Below are 19,540 nucleotides of genomic sequence, written 5' to 3' on the forward strand. Positions count from 1 at the left end.
AGCGTGTTGATGGTGACGCCGATGGCGGTGTTCTGCATGATGATGGCGGGCCGTTTGCCCCCCATCCAGGCACCGGCACACAGGCCCATGCCTTCATCTTCCTTGTTGGAGGGGATGTGAAAAATCTCCTCCCGCGCGTCAATCTCGTCAATCACGCCAGCCAGCTGCTTGCACGGCACCGTCGTGACAAACGAAACGCCGTTCGCCACAAGATCGTCGGTGATCTTCTTGTCTATGTTCATGTGGTTATTTCCAATTCTTGGCCCGGCACTGGTGGTGCCGAGCGGAGTGTAATGCAGATATCGTCAAACCGCGGCGCAGCGGGATAACGCGCGCGGGTCAGCCATTGGCGGTCAGGTCGAATGTCTCGTCCGGGAAGTACTTGGCCAGCCGGACGTCAGCGGCGCGGGCGTGCCCCTCCATTCCTTCGAGGCGCGAGATGCGCGCGGTCGCCTCGGCCACGGGTTTGGAGCCCTCGCGGGTGGCGCGCTGCCACGTCACGATTTTCATATATTTGTGCACAGATAGCCCGCCCGTATAACCCGCCGCGCCAGAGGTGGGCAGAACGTGGTTTGTCCCCGATGCCTTGTCACCGTAGGATACGGTCGTTTCCTCGCCCAGAAACAGCGAGCCGTAGCAGGTCAACCGATCAAGCCACCATTCCAGATCTTGCGCCTGCACCGTCAGGTGTTCGGGCGCGTAATCGTCTGAACAGGCTGCCATTTCCTCGCGGTCGGAACAGACAATCACCTCGGCATAGTCGCGCCACGCAGCGGCCGCGTTTTCGCGGTTCACCTCCGGAAGGTCGTCGATCAGGCCGGGCACGAGGTCCATCACCTTTTCCGCCAGCGGGCGGTTGTCCGTCACCAGCCAGACGGGTGAATTGTAGCCATGTTCGGCCTGACTGACCAAATCTGTCGCCACGATATGCGCATCCGCCGTGGCATCCGCAAGAATGAGGCTGTCGGTCGGGCCTGCGATCATGTCGATACCGACACGGCCAAAAAGGATGCGCTTGGCTTCGGCCACGAACTGGTTACCGGGACCGACAAGGATGTTCGCCTTGGGCAGACCAAACAGGCCAAAGGTCATTGCCGCGACGCCCTGTACCCCACCCATGGCCATGATCTTGTCCGCACCGCAGATATGCGCCGCATAGACAATCGCCGGGGCCACGCCCACGTCCGGACGTGGCGGCGAACAGGCCGTAATATGGCGGCAACCGGCTACTTTGGCGGTTGTAACGGTCATGATGGCGCTGGCGATATGGCTGTACCGCCCACCGGGCACATAGCAGCCCGCCGCATCCACCGGGATTGCCTTTTGCCCTGCGATCAAACCCGGCACCACCTCGTATTCCACGTCCGCCACGGTCGATTTCTGTGCTTCGGCAAACCGACGCACGTTGTCATGGGCGAACCGGATGTCGGCCTTGAGCTTTTCGGGGACCAAGGCGTAGGCCGCTTCGATCTCTTCTGCACTCAACAGGATACTGCCGTCGTATTTGTCGAACTTCGCCGCAAAATCGAGCGCTGCCTGATCGCCGCCTGCTTCGATATCGGCCAGAATTTGCGTCACCGTTTCGTGGACATCAGTGGCACCTGTGGCCGCGGTCAGAGTTGCTTTTTTGAGGTATTCACGGGCCATATTTGTACTGGTTCCATTCAAAAGCGTAAAATCAAGGCGCGGTGTGCGACCGCAGGTGATACGCTAATTGCGCAACAGGGACGGAACAAGCGCGTCTCGCCGGGCAATGGATCGCTTCGGAAACAACAAGCCGTATATTTGATAAATGCAATACTGCGCAGCGGGTTCTCATCCCGCGAACAGACGTTTTGCGAAAAGAGGAAGTGGCGGACAGGAAGTACAAGTTTTTTTGATTTCACTCTTTTTCAGAGCCGTTCAATTTCGCTCTCTGTAACAAAAATTTTGTTGCAAAAACGGTAAGTTGCCGCCTTTTTCCCTTTCTATAGCGTTTCACAGTCGCTCAAGCTGTTTTTAAGCGAAAGCGTACCGAAAACGTACTGAACTGAGGGGAAGGACTCGAACAAAGTGGCAAAGGTTTTGACAGCATTGCAGGTAAAGAACCTGCCAAAGGGACAGCACACCATTGACCGTGGGCTACGGATGACGGCCAACGGCGATGGCACAGGCAAATGGCTGGCGCGCTATAAGTGGGGCGGTAAGGACAAGAGCATGGCACTGGGCGACTACCCGTACGTGTCGCTTGCCGATGCACGGGAGGCGCTGGCGGATGTTCGCGCCAAGGTGCGGCGTGGGATCGACCCGCGCAGCGAGATTGAACAGGTGAAGGTTGCGGCCAAAGTTGCGGCGACCACGTTCAAGGAAGTGGCCGAACTGGCCGTGGCCGACTTCAAACCGACATGGAAGTGCGGCGGTGCAAAAAACGGGTTCATTCCAAAACTGCACGCCTACGTGTATCCAGCTATCGGCCACCTCGCCCTATCGGACATCAACGGCAAAGTGTTGGCCGACATGGTGCGGCACATGTGGCACGGCAAGCATCCAACAGCGCACAAGTGCCTCTTGCATACTGGCAAGATTTTGGATTGGGCAGATGCTGCGGAATACGACTGCGATCCTTTAGCCGTCCGCCGCGCTCGCAAGCTACTCGGTAAAACGCGCCACACATCTACGCCTCAAAAGGCGCTGCATTGGACAGATGTGCCGGGGCATTACCAGTCGTTGACGCATCTGACCATGCAGGGCCTTGCCGAAGCGTTTTATTTGCTGAACGCGCCGCGCGCTGGTGACGTTGTGACCGCCACATGGGACCAGATAAGCAAGTGTGGGACGTTGTGGATCATCCCCGACACCAAGAACGGGCGGGAACACGTCGCACCGCTGAGTACGCAGGCGCAGGCGCTTTTGACCAAGGCCGACGCAATCTACAACGACCGCACGGGCTACATCTTTAAGAACCCGCACGCATGGAAAACCGGGCACGTCAGCTACAACAACTGGACGCAGTGGTATCGCCGAAACAACATCCAAGCGACGTCGCACGGTGCGCGGGGATCGTTCAAGACATGGGCGTCCGTGAACAAGGTCGAAGAAAACCAGATTATCGAGGAGTGCCTCATGCACGCCGTGCGACCGGCTCAAGAGCAAGTTTACTTGCGCGACCCTTTGACCGCGCGGCGACGCGTTATCATGCAAATGTGGGCCGATCTGCTAAGCGGTGACGCGTCGTCAAACGTTGTCCCGTTCGAACCCGTCGCCGTGTGATTCACTAGCGCGCCCCGCAAATTGTGGGGCGCGGTTGCACTTGGTGGTGTCAACAAAGGCCACCAAAACTCTGACTTTCCACAAAAATAATTTTGCCACCTTTATACCCGTTCGTTGTGCCTTGCGATGATCTGCCGTGTTCCTGTTTGCTTTGTGACGAAGCGAAAACAAACAAGGTGAAACATGACGCAAGTACCGCCAACCAACCCGCGCGAACCCGGAGACGTCCTTTGGAACCGGGGCGACACCCGCCAAGTGAATCCGGTTTCAAACGCGACGCACTGGCGGCATGTCAAACAAGGCATCCTGCCCGCGCCGACTGTCATTAACGGGCGAAATTATTGGTGGCGATCTGAGTACATGGCAGCGTTGCGCAGTCAGGCCACCCAATGAAAAACCCCTGCCGCTGGGTGAAGCGGCAGGGGTTTCTTATGAGAGCGCGGGCGCTGCAGACGACCGCTTGCGCAAGCACAACATACCGTTTCGCTCGGTGTTGTCAAAACTGAGAGTACCCAAATGAAAAAACGACAAATCAAAGGTCACTTTGGGCGTGTTGGGTTGAGCGTTTTACGAGATCCGCGCATCAAGCTAAGGCATCTCAAATTGCTACTATACGTGTCCGCTCAGGCCGATGATTTTGACGGATACAAGCGCGAGACGATTGCGAATGAAGCTGGCTTGGGGAGTCCTTCGCGGGTGTCCGAGGCGCTCGGCGAATTGCAGGACATGGGGTACGTTTCATCTGCCATTCGCACATACAAAAGCGGCTGGCGTCGTGGTCTTTCGATCCGATTAACGGATGCATTCTTTGATGATGACAGACCTACCCCAAACGCGGACGTCAGAGGTCCAGATTTAGGGGAGGTCAAGAGGTCCGCAAATGGGGTAGGTCATGACGTCCGCAAATTGGGTAGGTCAATAAAGGATACTACAAAATACAATCATCATAATACAGGCGCGCAAGCGCGCGAGGATGATGATTTTGCAGAATTGGAAGAGTCCGACCTGCAACCGTCTCACCCAGACTGGTCACCCCCGAACTCATGGCAAGCATTCGCTCATGGCGAAGGTCTGACGTCAGAGCGCGTGTCGGAATTGACGGTGCGTTTTGTTGAGTGGGCAGGACGTGCCAAACGGCCAGAACAAAATTGGCGCAAGACGTGGGCGAGCTTTGTGCAGCGTGAAGCTGGCGATCTGACGGACCAAGATCGACTAGACGCGCAAAGCCAATTAGCCCCCATCCTGTCGCCGTGCGCTTGTTTCTATCGGTACAAGGGCGAGTCGTACTGGACTGGCAGCTATTTTGAGTATGCCGAAAGCAACGGGCTTGCTGACGACCGAATTGCACTTGAACAGGAAAAACGCACGGCGTGGTTACTTGAACGGTTCCCCGATCTCGATCTACGTCCGCCGATCAACATGGATGATGCACAGGGCCGCATATATGCGCACTACATCGCGCAAGCACGTACCACATGACCGCCGCCGATCTAGACCGCCAAGCGGCGTGTCTGGATCGTGGCGGCGCAGACGGCATGTCAGCGGCGTCTGGCGGACGAATATGACAGCGCGAAGGAAGATGGGCGCATGGCAAAGGGGCGCCCCAAAAGTCCCCAAGGTCCGGGGACTTTTCAAGGCACCACGTCCAGCGCCGGATTGTCCAGCCAACGCCTGTCAGAAGCGCGCAAGGTCCGGGATGCGGAAGAAGCGCCAAATATTGTTACGTCAACGCCATGAACGCAACAAAAGACGCCAGATGGCGCGCTTTCTGACCTTGCCCGCCTTTGGTGCGTCTCGGAACGTCTGATCCAGCGCGCCAGTCGGCCCGTCACTGCAAGTGTCAACAAAACCAGCAACGGGCCACCCCGATCCGTCCAACCACGAATCGAGGCGATCCAAACTGTATCACTTTGATACCAAACGCCAAATTGAGATGACCGATTCACACCATTGCGCCCCCGGTGTATGTTTATGCGACATCAGGCGGGGGCCGAAAATGACCAGACGCGCGCTGCAACAGGGGCCACAAGCCCGCAAAGACGATCCGGCTACCCAACCAACACTGCGCGACCTACTGGCCATGAGAGGCGCGCTTTTGTGGACCTGCAAAAGGGCGGCACCATCGCCCGCGATCGAGGTGACCATTGCCGACGCGTTGGGACGAAAATGGACCTGCCACTGGGATGGTCAAACACATACGTGGCTAAGCTGTTCGACACGTCCATGTCAGCAAGCAACGCGTCGTGTTTTGGATGGTCTGTTTTTGCGGTGGCCGCGTGATCGTCTGGACAATGACGATTGGCGGGGAATCGGGCAACCGCTGATGTATCGCGGGCAATGGCAGTCGGGCGACTGATCCGAATCGCATGGGGGTGCGCGGCGATCTAAATGAACGGCCCCGACAAGCGTCATTGCCGGGGCCTGATCTACCCGCGCGAAAGGATAGCGCGCTGATCTTGTCGGTGTTCTGAGGCGACGTCTCCGACTATCTCCCCCACTGTTTCGGCAACCGGCTTTCGCCACCGAAGCCCAAGGACCGCGTGGGCCGGTCCCTGATTACAAAAACTTGCGGTAGTGCCCGTGCACGTTGACGTCCGGATCGTCGTTACGAACGTAGAGCGTGAACCCCACCGGAATCTCATCGTGCGTCACCCGGTCCCGTTGTTGCAGGATGTGATAGGCCGCGTGGTCATCCGCAGGCAAAGCGTCGGCAATGGCAACGCGCAAATGCCCATATGCGTGGTCATTGGCCAAGGTCAGAGTGGTCGCACCGCCACCTAGTGGCATGTAACTGCCCGATGCTGTAAATTTGACGATCTCATCAGCCATTTTGCACTCTCTTTGATAGCAATATTAATGGGTTACGCGTTTACACTCATTTGATACCATATGTGTCAATTCTTTTACACGGTTTTGGCGCATGCATATCATCAGAGGCGACATCAAGGCGGCGGTATCGCTGGACGACATCAAGGCTGTCGGGCGCGTTGAGCATGATGAGGACGACACCATGTTGGCCCTATTGGCGGCGTCTGTGACGTCTGAGTATTGCCAGCGCCTCAACATTGCGCTGCTGCCTGAGACCATCACTGTGACGTTCGACACGTGGCTGTGCAATGTGCCTTTGCGCCTGCCCATTGGCCCGCTGTCAGAGGCTAACGCAGCGACACTGACGGCAAGCCAGACGATTGAGACGATGCAGGCAATAGCGCCGATTGACCTGACAACGCGTCATGGCGAGCGCCCCACGCTGACTGTGAACGCGTTGCCACAAGGCCCGCTGGTGGTCACCTACACCGCAGGCTTGCCCGCTGCACCGCAACACGTGCGCGCCGCGCTGGCCATGCAGGTGATGCATCAAGTGGACGCTCAGGACGTCGAGACACAGTCACGCCGCTATTCGCCTGCCTTTGCCGCTGCACTCAACACACGCAAACGCGTGTCAATTTAGGGCGGTTTTCCAATGTCTTACCCCTCACATGGTCCCAATGCCCGCTCTCTCTCGCGGACCCCCTGCCGCCTGGCCAACTTACGCGCTCGCAATAGCCGGTGAAAAAAGTGGCAAATGACGCAACAAAATGCATTCGCTTCATCGAGGGTGATTTGAAAATCCCCGAAGGGCCAAAAGCTGGTCAGCTGATGAAACTTGCGCCGTTCCAACGCAAATTTATCCGGGGTGCCCTTGGTTCTGACATTCGAATTGCGTGCCTGTCCGTGGGCCGTGGTGCCGCCAAAACTGCGCTGTCGTCGGCTATTGCTTTGGCTGCTTTCCTTGGCGTGTTCGATCCACAGCCTAACCGTGACGTTGTCATTGCAGCACGGACCCGAGATCAAGGCGCTATCGCATTCCAATTCGTGCTCGGATTCCTGCGTTCGTTGCCCGAGGAACTGCAAAAGACGGTAAAAATCCGGCGTGCGCCGCGTCTGGAATTAGAGATCGAAACAGAGACGGGCCGCCACATTCTACGCGTGATCGCGTCAGACGGCATGACGGCACTCGGATCTTCGCCGACGTTCGTTCTTATGGACGAACGCGGTCACTGGGACGGCGTCAAAGGTGATGATCTAGAGGCCGCATTGCTGTCGGGTCTGGGCAAACGTGCGGGCCGCGCTCTGATTATCAGCACGTCAGCACGTGACGACGCGCACCCGTTTTCGATCTGGCTGGACAATCCCGGACCCGGTATTTTCATTCAAGAACACCGCCCACTGCCGGGGTTGCCTGCGGACGATCCGGACTCGCTGAAAGAGGCGAACCCCGGTGCCGAACACGGTATCGGTTCAAGTCTGGAATGGCTGCAAAGTGAGGCCAAGCGCGCCATTGCACGGGGCGGGCAAACTCTCATAAGTTTCCGCTTGTACAACCGCAATGAACGCGTCAGCGCCGAAGCCCGCGACGTCCTGCTAACGACTGACGAATGGTTGGCGTGCGAAGTGGACGAATTGCCGCCGCGTTCTGGTGACGTGGTGGTAGGGATTGATCTGGGCGGTTCTGCGTCCATGTCTGGTGTCGCGTTTTACTGGCCCGACACATCGCGCCTTGAAGCTTATGGCACCTTCCCCGGCTTGCCGTCGCTGGAGTCCCGTGGCGAGGCGGACGGCGTCAAAGGCCGTTACGTCGAAATGCACTTGCGTGGCGAACTCAATCAAATCGGTAAAAGCACTGTGCCTGTCGCTGATTGGTTGCGCAAAATCATCTCTCAAATTGACGGCGAAAAAATCGCGGCCCTAGTGGCTGATGGATATAAAAAAGCGGAAATTTCAGAAGCGCTTGTAGCAACTGGATTCCGCTGCCCGATCATTTGGCGGCGTATGGTGTGGCAGGAAGCAAGCGAAGACTGTGATCGTTTTCGCCGCGCTGCGTTCGACGGCGAAATTGCCTGTGACCCTTCCCTGTTAATGCGTTCCGCGCTGGCCGATGCCGTCGTACTCACCGATGCAAGTGGCAACATCAAAATCGCAAAAGGCCGCTCTACAGGCCGGATTGACGCGCTGGCTGCTGCCGTTTTGGCAGTCGCACAAGGTGCTCGGATCAAGAACGGTGCAGTCAAAAAATCGCGCGTGGTGTGGGCATGACAACGCGTCGTCAGGAACACAAACGGCATTCCGCCAAAGTCACCAGCACCAAACGGTGGGCCGTTCTGCGCCTCAAAATCATGGAACGCGACGAGTGGCGCTGCGTCAAATGTGGCGATTTTCGCCGCCTTGAAGTGGATCACATTGAACCCGTTCGAACGCACCCCGAACTGTCGTTTGATCCGGCAAATTTACAGACGCTTTGTCGTGTCTGTCATTCCGAAAAAACCCGTCACGAGGTGGGCTTTCGACCAATTTCCCAAGATCGCCAAGACTGGCGGCAACTACTAAAAAAAGAGGCAAAAACACATGCTTGAATCTGCAAAAATCATGCGCCGTCAGTCTGAGATTCGTTCTCAATTGTCGGAACTCGTCGGCAAAGAGACCACCGACGACGAAACGCGCCAGATTGACACTCTGGACGCCGAATATCGTGCAAACGAAACCAAATACCGGGGCGCTTTGATTGTCGAGGCGTCCGAACGTGACGCGGCGTCTGCCGAACTCGAAAACCGCTCTGCCGACGAGTGGCAGGGCCTTATTGACAACTTTGAACTGCGTCAGGTGGTGGCCAATCTGGACACGGGCGCAGCTATCAGTGGTCAAACTGCCGAAGTCGTAACCGAAATGCGTGCGCAAGGTTCATTTCAAGGTCAGCCCATCCCTTGGGGCGCGCTGGAGCGTCGTGCGGGCGAAACTACCAGCGCAACCACGCCTGATCCGACGCGCACCATGCCGCTTGTTGACCGCTTGTTTCCTACCTCAGTGGCGGCGCAATTGGGGGCGTCTTTGGTGCAGGTAGGCCAAGGTTCGCTTGAATATCCGGTGTCCACGGCAAGCACGGTTGCAAGCTGGCAAACGGACGAAGTCACTGACCTGCCGGACCCGGTTCCCTTCACCACGGCTGACGCGAAACTGTCGCCTGATTTTGCCCTTGGCGTCCGCATGAAAATCACGCGCAAGGCGTTGAAACAAAGCGGCGAAGGTCTCGAGTCTGCAATCCGTCGCGACATGAATGGCGCGATGCAAATGGAACTGGATCGCTCTTTGATCCTTGGCAGCGGTGCCGCTGGTGAGCCTCTGGGCATTATCCCCGGCGCGGCCACATACGGGATCAACGTTAACAACCTTGGCGCGGCGGCCACGTGGGCGGCGTTCCGGACTGAGGTGCTTGCATTCATGGTGGGCAATGCTGCAAGCGGCCCCGGTTCGGTTCGCGCGCTGATCCGGCCCGAAGTTTGGGACCGCATGGACGGTTCGTACATCACGGGCACCGCTGTTACCGAATTCGAATTGATGCGCAAAGCCATGCTTGGCGTGATCATGACCACCAACGCCCTTGAAGCGCCTGCGGGTGGTGAAACAACTGCCGTACTGGCGACGTCGGCAGGTGGCCTGCCACCTATCCACATCGGCGCGTGGGGCGGTATCGACCTGATCCGCGACCCGTACACCGACGCCGCGTCTGGCCAACTGCGCCTTACCGCTATCGCGACCATGGACCAGACGGTTGCCCGTGGCGCGCAACTGCGGATCGTAGAGGGTATTCAGTAACATGCTTGAAGGACGCGCGGCGGGGGCCGTTGAGACGCGTTTCGCGTTCGACGGGTCCGCCATTATCGAGGGTGTTTTTCCCTATGGCGAACGCGCCTCTTTTGGCGCTGATCGTTTTGAAACTTTCGCACCGGGTGCGTTCGCCGACTCGGTGCAAAGTGAGGCCGATATTCATTTTGTGTGGCAACACGACATGGGCAAACCGCTGGCCTCACGTGCTGGCGGTTCGCTGACACTTAACGATGCTGGCAACGCGTTGCGATTTGAGGCGCGTATCTCTGCCGATCATATGGCAATTGGCTTTGTAAAGGACGCGGTGGCCGCCATGCAGACCAGCTTGGTCAAGGGCTTGTCACCCGGTTTCCGCGTTTCATCGGCCAAAGATCAGGTGGTTACGCGTGAGGGTAATAACGTCCTGCGCACCATCAAACGCGCCGAACTGATCGAACTATCGGCGGTGACAAAGGGTGCGTATCCCTATGGGCAGGTGCAAGCCCGCAACTGGACGCCTGAACCGTCCGCCCGGTCGGTGCATGTCCTGTCGAGGTGGCGCGCATGATCTGGCCCTTTAAGCGAAAGCCTGTCGAAAATCGGGCATCGGCCACGGGCTACACGGCAAGCTTGATGGCGGCGCGTGCTGCCCTGATCACGGGGCGTGAGGGCATTGGCGAACTCACCAGCGCTGCGCAGTCGTGCGTCAGTTTATGGGAAGGCGGATTGAGCCTTGCGGACGTGAACGGCACGGACCTACTCACGCCGCCCATGCTGGCCCTTGTGGCCCGTTCTCTGGCATTGCGTGGGGAGTTTCTGGCCTTGATCCGGGAGGACGGACTTGTGGCTTGTCACGAGTGGGACGTCAGCACTCGGAACGGACGGCCAGTCGCCTATCGCGCGTCTGTAGCGGACACCGGCGGCGGCTACACAGTCACGGCCCTTGCCCCTGAGGTGATCCACGTGGTGACGGGTGCCCAGACAACAACGCCCTATGTCGGCACTCCACCTCTACGCCGTGCGGCTCTGTCGGCTGGTCTCGCCAATGCCGTAGAATCGGCCCTTTCAGACGTCTATCAGACGGCCCCTATCGGCAGTCAAATCGTGCCCATGCCCGAGGCCCAAGTGGATGATCTGACGGCGCTGCGGGAAGGCTTCAAGGGCCGCCGTGGTTCCGTCTTGGTTGTCGAGGGCGTGGCACAAGCTACCGCCGCCGGTGCCTATCCTGATCTGTTCAAACAGGCCACGGATTTGACGCCGAATTTGCAGCGTCTTGAGTCGTCTCAGGCTATCAAAGAGGCCCGCAATGCTATCGAATCCGTCTTTGGCGTTCTGCCTGCTCTACAGAACCCCGCCGCGACGGGGCCGGTTGTCAGGGAAGCGCAACGACACCTTGGGCAGTGGACATTGCAACCGCTTGCCAAGCTGGTGGCGCATGAGTGTTCTGCCAAGCTGGAGTCGCCGGTGACGCTGGACGTCATGCGCCCACTTCAAGCGTACGACTCGGGCGGACGTGCACGCACTGTCACGGCGCTGGTGCAGGCCATGGCGGCGGCTAAGGAGTCGGGCGTGGATGTAGAACGGGCGTTTGATCTGGTCGATTGGGGGCAGCAATGAGTGGTGCCCTTGCCGACATGATGAATAGCGAATTCGCTCATGGTGAGCCTGTCTATGACGTGGTGTGGCTGAGCAACTTGGACGCTTGGGAGTGGTATAGCATCCCCGGCCCTGATCTGTTCCGCCACGCCGAAGGGTTCGGCATTCCGGAACGTGACGTGCAAGCTGTCGAGATTGACGGCGTTTGGCATATCCGCCTAAGCGAACCGTTGGCGCATGGGTACGGCGTGTACAGGCGGGCTTGCGATGGGTGAGTCGGGGGTGTTCTGGGCGCTGGTGTGCTTGGCGGCTTGGGCGGCTTTGCTGGTGTAGGCTGACGCAACGTCATTGTCCCAGCAAATTCAAAAGCGTACCAGAAGCGTACCAAGGTCCACTAGAGACCTTTAAATATCTGTTTTTATTTCATATTTTTTGTTGAATGGCGGACAGGAAGGGATTCGAACCCTCGAGACGGTCTCCCGCCTACGCACTTTCCAGGCGCGCGCCTTCGACCACTCGGCCACCTGTCCGCTGGCGGGTATATTGAACCCCACCCGTGGGATGCAAGCGCAAATCCATCAATTTACTGGCTTATGGCGCAATGTGCCCTGATGAACGCGGCCAAGGGTTGCACGACACGGGATAGCGACCCGGAGGGGCGGTCAGACTGTTGCGCGCCCGGTCAGGATCAGGGCCATGGCGATCACCAATTCAACAGCTATGGCCAACAGGATGCCGCCGCCCACGACGCCTTGGGCCATTCCCAACACGCCGACCCCGGCGACAAGCAACAACGCCGTCGCCACCCCAGAAGCCAGCGCGCGACGGGCCGGGGATGGCGGCGCATCGCGGACCAGGAACAGCATCACGGCGAACCCGGCAAATGCCGCAGCGAGCCGCTGGCCCATAAAGGCCGCGTCACCTGCGAGCATGAGACCCCACGCAGCCGTAACCACATTCGGCACAGCAAAGAACGCGACCGCGAGAACGGAGAACAGCATGGCGCTCAGGGTTGCGACACTTCGAAACATTATCAAAACCCATCCAGATGCAGGTAGACGCGGCGGTTGCGGCGCCCTTTCTTTTCGATCTTGCCCAGACGCAGCCCGCCGATCTCGCCCGTGCGTGCCACATGGGTGCCGCCGCAGGGTTGCAGGTCGATGGCGTTCGTGTCGCCGCCGATGCGGATCAGGCGAATGCGCCCTGCCCCCCGCGGCGGTTGCACCGACAGCGTTTTGACGAGCGCGGGATTGGCATCCAGCTCTTCTTCGCTGATCCAGTCTTCGGTAACTTTGTGATCCGCCTCGACCTGCGCGTTCAGAGCCGTTTCGATAGCGTCGCGGTCTTCGGGAGCGTCTTCCATATCGAAATCGAGCCGGCCGCGACCGGCGCTGATCGCGCCCCCGGTGACGCCAAAGGGCATGGCCACGGACAAAAGGTGCAGCGCCGTGTGGACGCGCATATGGGCATAGCGGCGATCCCAGTCGAGGGATTGTTCGACCTGCGCACCTGCGGGCGGCAGCGCGCGCGGTTCGGAGGGGACCAGCACAACCGTGTCGCCGTCGCCTTTTACGGCGGTGGCGATGGTCAGCGCGTTGCCGCCCCATGTGATGCGGCCACTGTCGCCGGGCTGGCCCCCACCAGTGGGGTAAAAAACTGTCTGATCCAGAATGATGCCACCTTCGTCCGTGTGACCGATGACTGTGGCCACCGCATCACGAGCATAGGCATCATCACGAAAGAGCATGTGGGTCATCTGCCGTCTCCGTCTGTGTCGGCGTCGTTTGCGTCGTCGTCGCCGACGGACGGGTCGATCTCGGGCTGGGGTTCGGGCGATTGCGCGGCAGTGGCCCCTGCCTGTTGCAGCGTTTCGGGATTGCGCAGCCAGACATCGCGCTGCGCAAAGGGAATTTCGATCCCTTCGGCGGCAAAGCGTTCTGCAATCTGGTGGTTGATGTCGTTGCGCACGCTCAGCGACCAGTTCACATCGCGCAAAATGATCCTCAGTTCAAAATCCAGACTGTCCGCGCCAAAACCGGCAAAAAGGATCATCGGCGCGGGATTGGCCAGCGCCATGGGGTGCGCCTCTGCGATCTCGCGCAGGATGCCTTCGACACGCCGGGTGTCGGTGCCGTACGCCACCCCCACAGAGATGATCACCCGGCCCACCGTATTGCCGCGGGTGTAGTTCGTGACCGTGCCCGAGATCAGATCGGCGTTGGGCACAATCACGTCCGTACGGTCGAATGTCTCGATCCGGGTGGACCGGACAGAGATATTGCGCACATAGCCCATCTGCCCGCCCACCTCGATCCAGTCCCCTTCGGAAATGGGCCGTTCGATCAGCAGGATGATGCCGGAGACAAAATTCGACACGATGGTTTGCAGGCCAAATCCAATGCCAACCGACAGCGCACCAGCAACGATGGCAATGTTGGACAGGTCAATGCCAGCCGACGTTATCGCAACCAGCGCCGCCAGAAAAATACCGACATAACCGACACCCGCGACGACAGCAGTCTGACCACCGGTATCAAGCTTGGTCTTGGGCAAAACCGACGTGCGCAGCGCGGCTTGCGCCCCACGGGTCAGCGCATACCCCAGCGCAAACACAACGATCAGCATAAAGAAGCTGCCGGGCGAAATCGTGATATCCCCGATGGTCAGGCCGTTGCGCAACCGGTCCCACAGATCAGTGAGGTCCGTGATGCGCGCGCCCCAGATCAGCGACAGCGGGATCGCTGCGGCAAGGATCAGGGCAAAGCCCACCAGCGTGGGGATCAGGCTTTCTGCGACGGAATGGCCGGGGCGCAGCGCGCTATAGATATCACGCACCAATTGTTGCAGCAGCGCCAGAACGCCAAACAGCGCCAGCGTCTGGATCGCAGGGTAGATCAACGCCTTGGACGCAACACCGTAGCCAAGGGCCGCCAATACCGGCGCCAAGGCACCGACAATGATCGCGCCCTGCCCCAAGAGCCGGATCACCCGCGCACCAAAGGCGCGTTCAGTCTGGCCGTCGCTTTCCGCTTCGCGCAGGTTGCGGCGCATCAGCCAGCCGATCCGCAACGTCAACAGCGACGCCACCACGATCAGCGGGAAATGCAGCACCGCCCGCGTGGCAAGGCTGTAGCGTTCGAACTCCGAAAACTGGTTGGTCAGGTACGACAGCGCCACAACCACACCAAGGATGAATGCATAGATCCGCCCCTCGGTCCGCCGTTCGGGCGGCAGCGTCAGCGGCGTTGGCAACGCCTCATCGCGCGGAAAAATGCGGCTGGCCAGCCAGAGCGCAAAGAAGATGGTAAAGCCCATGGGCTCCATCGCGCTCAACAACACTTCGGCACGCGGGCCAAACAGGTCGGTCGCCCCCAACGCGCGCAGCAGCGCAAAGAGGCCCAACATGGGCAAGACGATCTGGCCCAGCGACACGACAAAACCCGCAACACCAGAGCCGGTATGCGTATCGGCACGCTGGATACGGGTGGCAAGCGCCTCGCTCCACCGTCGGGACCGCGCCAGCAGCGCCACGCCAAGGATCACCAGCCCGATCACCAGCGGCAGGTTGTCCTGCGCCTGCGCCCGCGTGGCGGGGTTGCGCCATGCCTGCGACATGCCCGCCGCAGTGGCCGCCACAGTTTCCTGCACGTCTCGCCATGCTTCGGGCCAGAGGCCGGGATTCACGGGCCACGGCCCCATGTTCAGTAACTGATCGGCCTGACGTTGGCGCAGAATTTCGTCGATCTCGCCCACAATGCCGCCCGCCCGGCTAAACGCCTCTTCTGCGGTGCGGCGGGGGGTGCTGAGCCGTTCCAGCTGCGCATTCAGTTCGGCCCTGCGTGCCGCGATCTCGGTCGGTTCGGACCCGCCCTCTTCCGGCACAGGGCCAAGGGCGGCGATCTGCTCGCGCAATGTGGCGATGCGGCTGGCATTCGCGTTCAGTTGCTCTTGAAAGCGTCCGCGCCAGTCGACAATCTCGGCGCGCAGATTGTCGAACGCCTCGTCCGATGCACGGGCCGTTTCCACGGCGCGTTCGGCGCGGCTGGCCACGGTTTCCCATGCTTCGTAGTTTGGGCCGTTAGTGTCCTGCGCCCACAGGGCAACGGCAAAAAAGAGGGCCGCGACCAGCGCAAGCCCCGCCCGTATCGATGCAACTCTCATCAAACGTCCTCAAACACACCGGGAATGGAGGCCGGTCCGCGATCAAGCCAGCCGGGCACCGGCAAGTCTTTTTCGCGCAGGAAATCCGGGTTGAACAGTTTTGACTGATACCGTGTGCCAAAGTCGCACAAGATGGTGACGATGGTGTGGCCCGGTCCAAGGTCGCAGGCCAGACGGATCGCGCCCGCCACGTTCACACCTGTAGAGGCCCCCATGCACAGCCCTTCCTCTTGCAGAAGGTCAAAGACGATGGGCAGTGCCTCGGTGTCAGGCACGTTGTAGGCAAAATCGGGCTTGAACCCTTCGAGGTTGGCCGTGATGCGCACTTGCCCGATACCTTCGGCGATGGACCCGCCCTGCATCGCAATCTCGCCCGTGGTGTAATAGCTAAAGAGGCCCGCACCGTCGGGATCGGCGATGCCGATCTTGACGCCTTTGGGCTGCAAAACTTCGGCCACACCGGCCAATGTCCCGCCCGAACCTACGGCACAGATAAATCCATCAACCTTGCCATCCGTCTGTTCCCAGATTTCGGGCCCCGTGGTTTCGACATGCGCCTGCCTGTTGGCGGTGTTGTCGAACTGGTTGGCCCAGATCGCACCATTCGGTTCCGTTTTGGCAAGTTCGGCAGCCAAACGTCCGGAATACCGCACAAAATTGTTGGGATTGCGATAGGGGGCCGCCGGAACCTGCACCAATTCCGCACCGGCAAGGCGCAGCATGTCTTTCTTTTCCTGGCTCTGGGTTTCGGGGATGACGATCACCGTCTTGAACCCCATCGAAGCCCCGACCAGCGCCAGACCAATACCCGTGTTCCCGGCGGTGCCTTCGACAATCGTGCCGCCTGGGCGTAACTCTCCGCTGGCCACGGCGTGTTTGATGATCGACAAGGCGGCGCGGTCCTTGACCGACTGGCCCGGATTCATGAATTCAGCCTTGCCCAGAATGGTGCATCCCGTCTCTTCGCTGGCGCGGCGCAGCTTGATCAGGGGCGTGTTGCCAACGGCAGCGGCAAGGTCGGGGGCAAACTGCATCGGGGTCATCCTTTTGGCCATGTTTCTTGGGTGTAGCGGGCCGCAGGCATGACCTCAACCCATCCGAAGCCGCGCCCGGTGATGCGCCAGCCAGTAGACCAGCAGCGTCAGCGGCGCGTTTGCAGTGCGCCGGTCCTCGGCCATGGCCAGCAGGTCGGCAAAGTCGATCAGGTGACTGCGGATATTTTCACCTTCGTCGACAGCCCCGCCAACTTCGGCGGCATCATCCGGCAGATCACACAAACCGACAAACAGGTGAAAGAAATCCGTGGCAGCGCCGGGTGAGGCATAGCATTCGCCCACAGGCTCCAGTCGACCAAGGGTCAGGTGCGCCTCCTCTTGCGCCTCGCGTCGGGCCGCGTCTTCGGGCGCCTCGCCGGGATCAATTAGCCCCGCCACGGGTTCCAGTTGCCACAGAACCGGGTCGGCCCGCCCAATCGGGCCAAGGCGGATTTGTTCGACCAACAGCACACGGTCGCGTACGGGGTCGTAGGGCAACAGAATGGCCGCGTCGGTGCTGACAAACACCGCGCGGTCCAGCGTGTCAGACATGGAGCCGTCGAAATGCGCGTGCCGCAGCGCGATTTCCTCCAGCGCGAAAAAGTCGGAATAGGGCTGCGTGCGGCGCACAATCTCGACCGCGCCGTCTATCGTCCCTGCCCCGTGGCGGCCTTGCTGTGCGAGCACTTTGCTCCACGCGCGGGCACGGATGCGGGGAAAGCGGCGGGCAATTTCGGTTGCGGGGACGGTGCCGAACCCGGCCATGACCTCTTGAGCGGCGAACGCGGTCATGTCGCCCCACTTGCGGACCCAGCCGTCAAGATCCCACGGGCCTGCCGCCGTCCAATCCGGCGTGTCCGAAACATAGACATCTGCCGTCAGCCCAGACGCGGTTGTGCAAGGCACCACGTCAAACTGAAAACCGGCCTCGTAGTAGTCAAGCCGCGCGCGGTCCGTTTCGGTCAGGCCCGAGACAACGATACCCGGTGCCGCGCTGCCCTTGTCCGGGGTCAGCATCGGGAACGGGCCTTCGGCGACAGCGTCCGTGCGGTATCCCGGCAAGCTGTCATCGGTCACATCAAGGCTGTTGAGCGCGCGGCCCAGCACAAGGGCGAGCAGCGGCCTGTGCCGTAACGTGCCAAAAAAGAACATGCGGGACATGCGCGTCAGCGCCATCTGCGCCAGGCAATTTCGGTTGCGATCCCGGTCAGGACGCCCCCGATTGCCACGGTTCCCCAGATTTGAATGGTCGACATCAGGATCACCCATTCTGCGCCGATCTCGAACACGGCTGTCAGCGCCTCGCCCGCACCGTCATAGCGGTTCTTCATCGCAAGGCGCGTCATCTCGTTGCAGGACTGGATGAACAGGCCCCAGAACACCAGCACAACGCCGCCCGTCAGGCCCACATTGACGGCAGATGTCCAGCCCCGTCCCGCGCGCCGTCCGATGAACACCCAACCCACGGCAAGACCCAACAGAACGTTCACATGAACGAACCAGCCAAAATTGGTGTCCTCTTCGAACAGGCGCATCACCATGCCTGACACGACAAAAGCGAGGATCGCCAACCCCATTGCGCCAACCAGTTTGGCTGCGTCAGGCATTGGCGTAATCCATCATGGTTTATCCGAGACGTTTGATTGTGATCTGCGTTACGTCGCAGTTGGCACTTTCGAACGTGGCCGCGCAAGAGGTGAGGTAAAAATTCCACATCCGGCGAAAGCGGCTGTCAAATCCCATATCGGCGATCTGGTCCCACTTTTCGTTGAACGTCTCGTGCCAGCGGCGCAGCGTGATGTTGTAGCTTTGACCGAATTCCACGGACCGCTCCACCGCCAGTCCCGCCTTTTGCACCTGCGTGCGCAAGGCAGAGGGGCTGGGCAGCATCCCGCCCGGAAAGATGTATTTCTGAATGAAATCCACGCCTCGCTGGTATACATCCCAGCGTCTGTCGGTGACGGTGATGATCTGGAGCGTGGCGTTCTTGCCGGGTTTGAGCCGTTCGCGCACTGTCTCAAAGTAGGTCGGCCAGTATTTCTGGCCCACGGCTTCGAACATCTCGATCGAGGCGATGCCATCATAGGTGCCACGTTCATCCCGGTAATCCTGCAACTTGAATTCGACCTGACCGGAAAGACCTGCTTTTTCAATGCGTTTCTGAGCGTACTTAAACTGTTCTTCGCTGATGGTCAGGCCCGTGACCTTGAGACCGCGTTCCTTGGCTGCGTATTCCGCAAACCCGCCCCAGCCGCAGCCGATTTCCAGAATGTGATCCCCCGGCTGGGCCCCCATCTGGTCCACCATGCTGGCATATTTGGCGATTTGGGCGGCCTCATGGCTTTCCTGTCCGGTCTCGAACAGGGCCGAGGAATAGGTCATCGTCTCGTCCAGCCAGAGGCTATAGAAATCGTTGCCCAGATCGTAGTGATAGCTGATGTTCTTGCGCGCCTGTTCCTTGTGATTGCGCTGCAACCAGAACCGGAACTTTTCAAAGCGGCGCACTAGCCCCATGCCCGGAAAACCATCATAGATGTCTTCGTTGTCGGCGTGGACCCAATCCATAAAGGCCTGAAGGTCCGGCGTGCTCCACCATTCGTCGAGATAAGCGTCACAGAAACCCAGATCGCCCTCGCGGATCAGCCGGGCAAACAGGTCTTTGTTGTGGATGTGCACCGCGGCCACAGGTCCGGGATTTGGCCCCTCGACCCGAAAGGTTCGGCCATCGGGCAACACAAAGTCGAGCCGCCCGGTATTTGTATTCTGCGCCATGGAAAAAACGCGGGCAAAATAGCGCGGCAGATGGCTTTGGCCATCAGTGTTGGTCAGGATCATGCTCTCTCCCATCAGCATGACTGTCAGGCTAACTGGACAGTCTG

The 19,540-nt window shown here is 59.6% G+C and carries 18 protein-coding genes, 1 tRNA gene and 1 pseudogene; 9 read left to right on the forward strand and 11 right to left on the reverse strand.

All coding sequences use genetic code 11. From position 1 onward, the window contains the following. Together Q1A85_RS05815 and hisD are read right to left on the reverse strand one after the other, a co-directional pair. Nucleotides 1-242 (reverse strand): annotated as a pseudogene (locus Q1A85_RS05815) (sulfopyruvate decarboxylase subunit alpha); the annotation flags it as partial. A 97-nt stretch (nt 243-339) separates the two neighbouring features. After that, nucleotides 340-1,647 carry a histidinol dehydrogenase gene (gene hisD / locus Q1A85_RS05820; protein ID WP_299686371.1) on the reverse strand — a complete coding sequence of 436 codons (1,308 nt, stop codon included), beginning with the start codon at nt 1,645-1,647 and terminating at the stop codon, nt 340-342. Nucleotides 1,648-2,052: 405 nt separating this feature from the next. Between hisD and Q1A85_RS05825 the strand changes: the two genes are divergently transcribed. Continuing rightward, on the forward strand, nt 2,053-3,249 hold the full coding sequence (locus tag Q1A85_RS05825; protein ID WP_299686373.1) for an integrase arm-type DNA-binding domain-containing protein: 1,197 nt from the start codon (nt 2,053-2,055) through the stop codon (nt 3,247-3,249). A 516-nt stretch (nt 3,250-3,765) separates the two neighbouring features. Next, on the forward strand, nt 3,766-4,728 hold the full coding sequence (locus Q1A85_RS05830) for a hypothetical protein (RefSeq protein WP_299686375.1): 963 nt from the start codon (nt 3,766-3,768) through the stop codon (nt 4,726-4,728). A 1,077-nt stretch (nt 4,729-5,805) separates the two neighbouring features. Here Q1A85_RS05830 and Q1A85_RS05835 read toward each other — a convergent pair. Then, nucleotides 5,806-6,078, reverse strand: a complete 273-nt coding sequence (locus Q1A85_RS05835) for a hypothetical protein (protein WP_299686377.1) — start codon at nt 6,076-6,078, stop codon at nt 5,806-5,808. A gap of 91 nt (nt 6,079-6,169) precedes the next feature. On the opposite strand from Q1A85_RS05835, the gene Q1A85_RS05840 reads away from it, so the two are divergent. The 7 genes from Q1A85_RS05840 to Q1A85_RS05870 all read left to right on the forward strand — a co-directional run bounded on the left by Q1A85_RS05840 (nt 6,170) and on the right by Q1A85_RS05870 (nt 11,741). After that, complete coding sequence (locus Q1A85_RS05840) at nt 6,170-6,700, forward strand: hypothetical protein (protein ID WP_299686379.1); 531 nt, start codon at nt 6,170-6,172, stop codon at nt 6,698-6,700. A gap of 98 nt (nt 6,701-6,798) precedes the next feature. Continuing rightward, on the forward strand, nt 6,799-8,325 hold the full coding sequence (locus Q1A85_RS05845; protein WP_299686381.1) for a terminase large subunit: 1,527 nt from the start codon (nt 6,799-6,801) through the stop codon (nt 8,323-8,325). Next, nucleotides 8,322-8,642: an HNH endonuclease signature motif containing protein gene (locus Q1A85_RS05850; protein ID WP_299686383.1), complete on the forward strand. Its 321-nt coding sequence runs from the start codon at nt 8,322-8,324 to the stop codon at nt 8,640-8,642. The genes Q1A85_RS05845 and Q1A85_RS05850 overlap by 4 nt, the downstream gene beginning before the upstream one ends. 13 nt (nt 8,643-8,655) lie before the next feature. Continuing rightward, entirely contained in the window at nt 8,656-9,879 is a 1,224-nt protein-coding gene (locus Q1A85_RS05855) for a phage major capsid protein (RefSeq protein ID WP_299686385.1), read from the forward strand. 1 nt (nt 9,880) lies between these two features. Continuing rightward, nucleotides 9,881-10,438 carry an HK97 family phage prohead protease gene (locus Q1A85_RS05860; RefSeq protein ID WP_299686387.1) on the forward strand — a complete coding sequence of 186 codons (558 nt, stop codon included), beginning with the start codon at nt 9,881-9,883 and terminating at the stop codon, nt 10,436-10,438. Beyond that, entirely contained in the window at nt 10,435-11,487 is a 1,053-nt protein-coding gene (locus Q1A85_RS05865; RefSeq protein ID WP_299686389.1) for a phage portal protein, read from the forward strand. The genes Q1A85_RS05860 and Q1A85_RS05865 overlap by 4 nt, the downstream gene beginning before the upstream one ends. Further along, nucleotides 11,484-11,741: a hypothetical protein gene (locus tag Q1A85_RS05870; protein WP_299686391.1), complete on the forward strand. Its 258-nt coding sequence runs from the start codon at nt 11,484-11,486 to the stop codon at nt 11,739-11,741. Before Q1A85_RS05865 ends, Q1A85_RS05870 begins: the two co-directional genes overlap by 4 nt. A gap of 165 nt (nt 11,742-11,906) precedes the next feature. Here Q1A85_RS05870 and Q1A85_RS05875 read toward each other — a convergent pair. From Q1A85_RS05875 to Q1A85_RS05910, 8 genes are all read right to left on the reverse strand, one after another. Next, nucleotides 11,907-11,996: transfer RNA gene (locus Q1A85_RS05875), tRNA-Ser, on the reverse strand. Between the two features lie 132 nt (nt 11,997-12,128). Next, the gene (locus Q1A85_RS05880; protein ID WP_299686393.1) at nt 12,129-12,497 is read right to left on the reverse strand and encodes a hypothetical protein; all 369 of its coding nucleotides are present in this window, start codon (nt 12,495-12,497) and stop codon (nt 12,129-12,131) included. A gap of 2 nt (nt 12,498-12,499) precedes the next feature. Next, nucleotides 12,500-13,222, reverse strand: coding sequence for an alanyl-tRNA editing protein (locus Q1A85_RS05885; protein ID WP_299686395.1), 723 nt, complete (start codon nt 13,220-13,222; stop codon nt 12,500-12,502). Continuing rightward, a complete protein-coding gene (locus Q1A85_RS05890; RefSeq protein ID WP_299686396.1) occupies nt 13,219-15,627 on the reverse strand; it encodes a DUF3772 domain-containing protein in 2,409 nt (802 codons plus the stop codon). The genes Q1A85_RS05885 and Q1A85_RS05890 overlap by 4 nt, the downstream gene beginning before the upstream one ends. Further along, entirely contained in the window at nt 15,627-16,661 is a 1,035-nt protein-coding gene (locus tag Q1A85_RS05895; protein ID WP_299686398.1) for a cysteine synthase A, read from the reverse strand. The genes Q1A85_RS05890 and Q1A85_RS05895 overlap by 1 nt, the downstream gene beginning before the upstream one ends. Before the next feature lie 54 nt (nt 16,662-16,715). After that, on the reverse strand, nt 16,716-17,837 hold the full coding sequence (locus tag Q1A85_RS05900) for an NUDIX domain-containing protein (protein WP_299686400.1): 1,122 nt from the start codon (nt 17,835-17,837) through the stop codon (nt 16,716-16,718). Further along, nucleotides 17,828-18,268: a TrgA family protein gene (locus Q1A85_RS05905; protein WP_299686401.1), complete on the reverse strand. Its 441-nt coding sequence runs from the start codon at nt 18,266-18,268 to the stop codon at nt 17,828-17,830. The genes Q1A85_RS05900 and Q1A85_RS05905 overlap by 10 nt, the downstream gene beginning before the upstream one ends. 19 nt (nt 18,269-18,287) lie before the next feature. Then, on the reverse strand, nt 18,288-19,496 hold the full coding sequence (locus Q1A85_RS05910) for a cyclopropane-fatty-acyl-phospholipid synthase family protein (protein WP_299686402.1): 1,209 nt from the start codon (nt 19,494-19,496) through the stop codon (nt 18,288-18,290). Between the last annotated feature and the right edge of the window lie 44 nt (nt 19,497-19,540).

The sequence above is a fragment of the uncultured Tateyamaria sp. genome (genome assembly GCF_947503385.1).
Lineage (GTDB): Bacteria > Pseudomonadota > Alphaproteobacteria > Rhodobacterales > Rhodobacteraceae > Tateyamaria.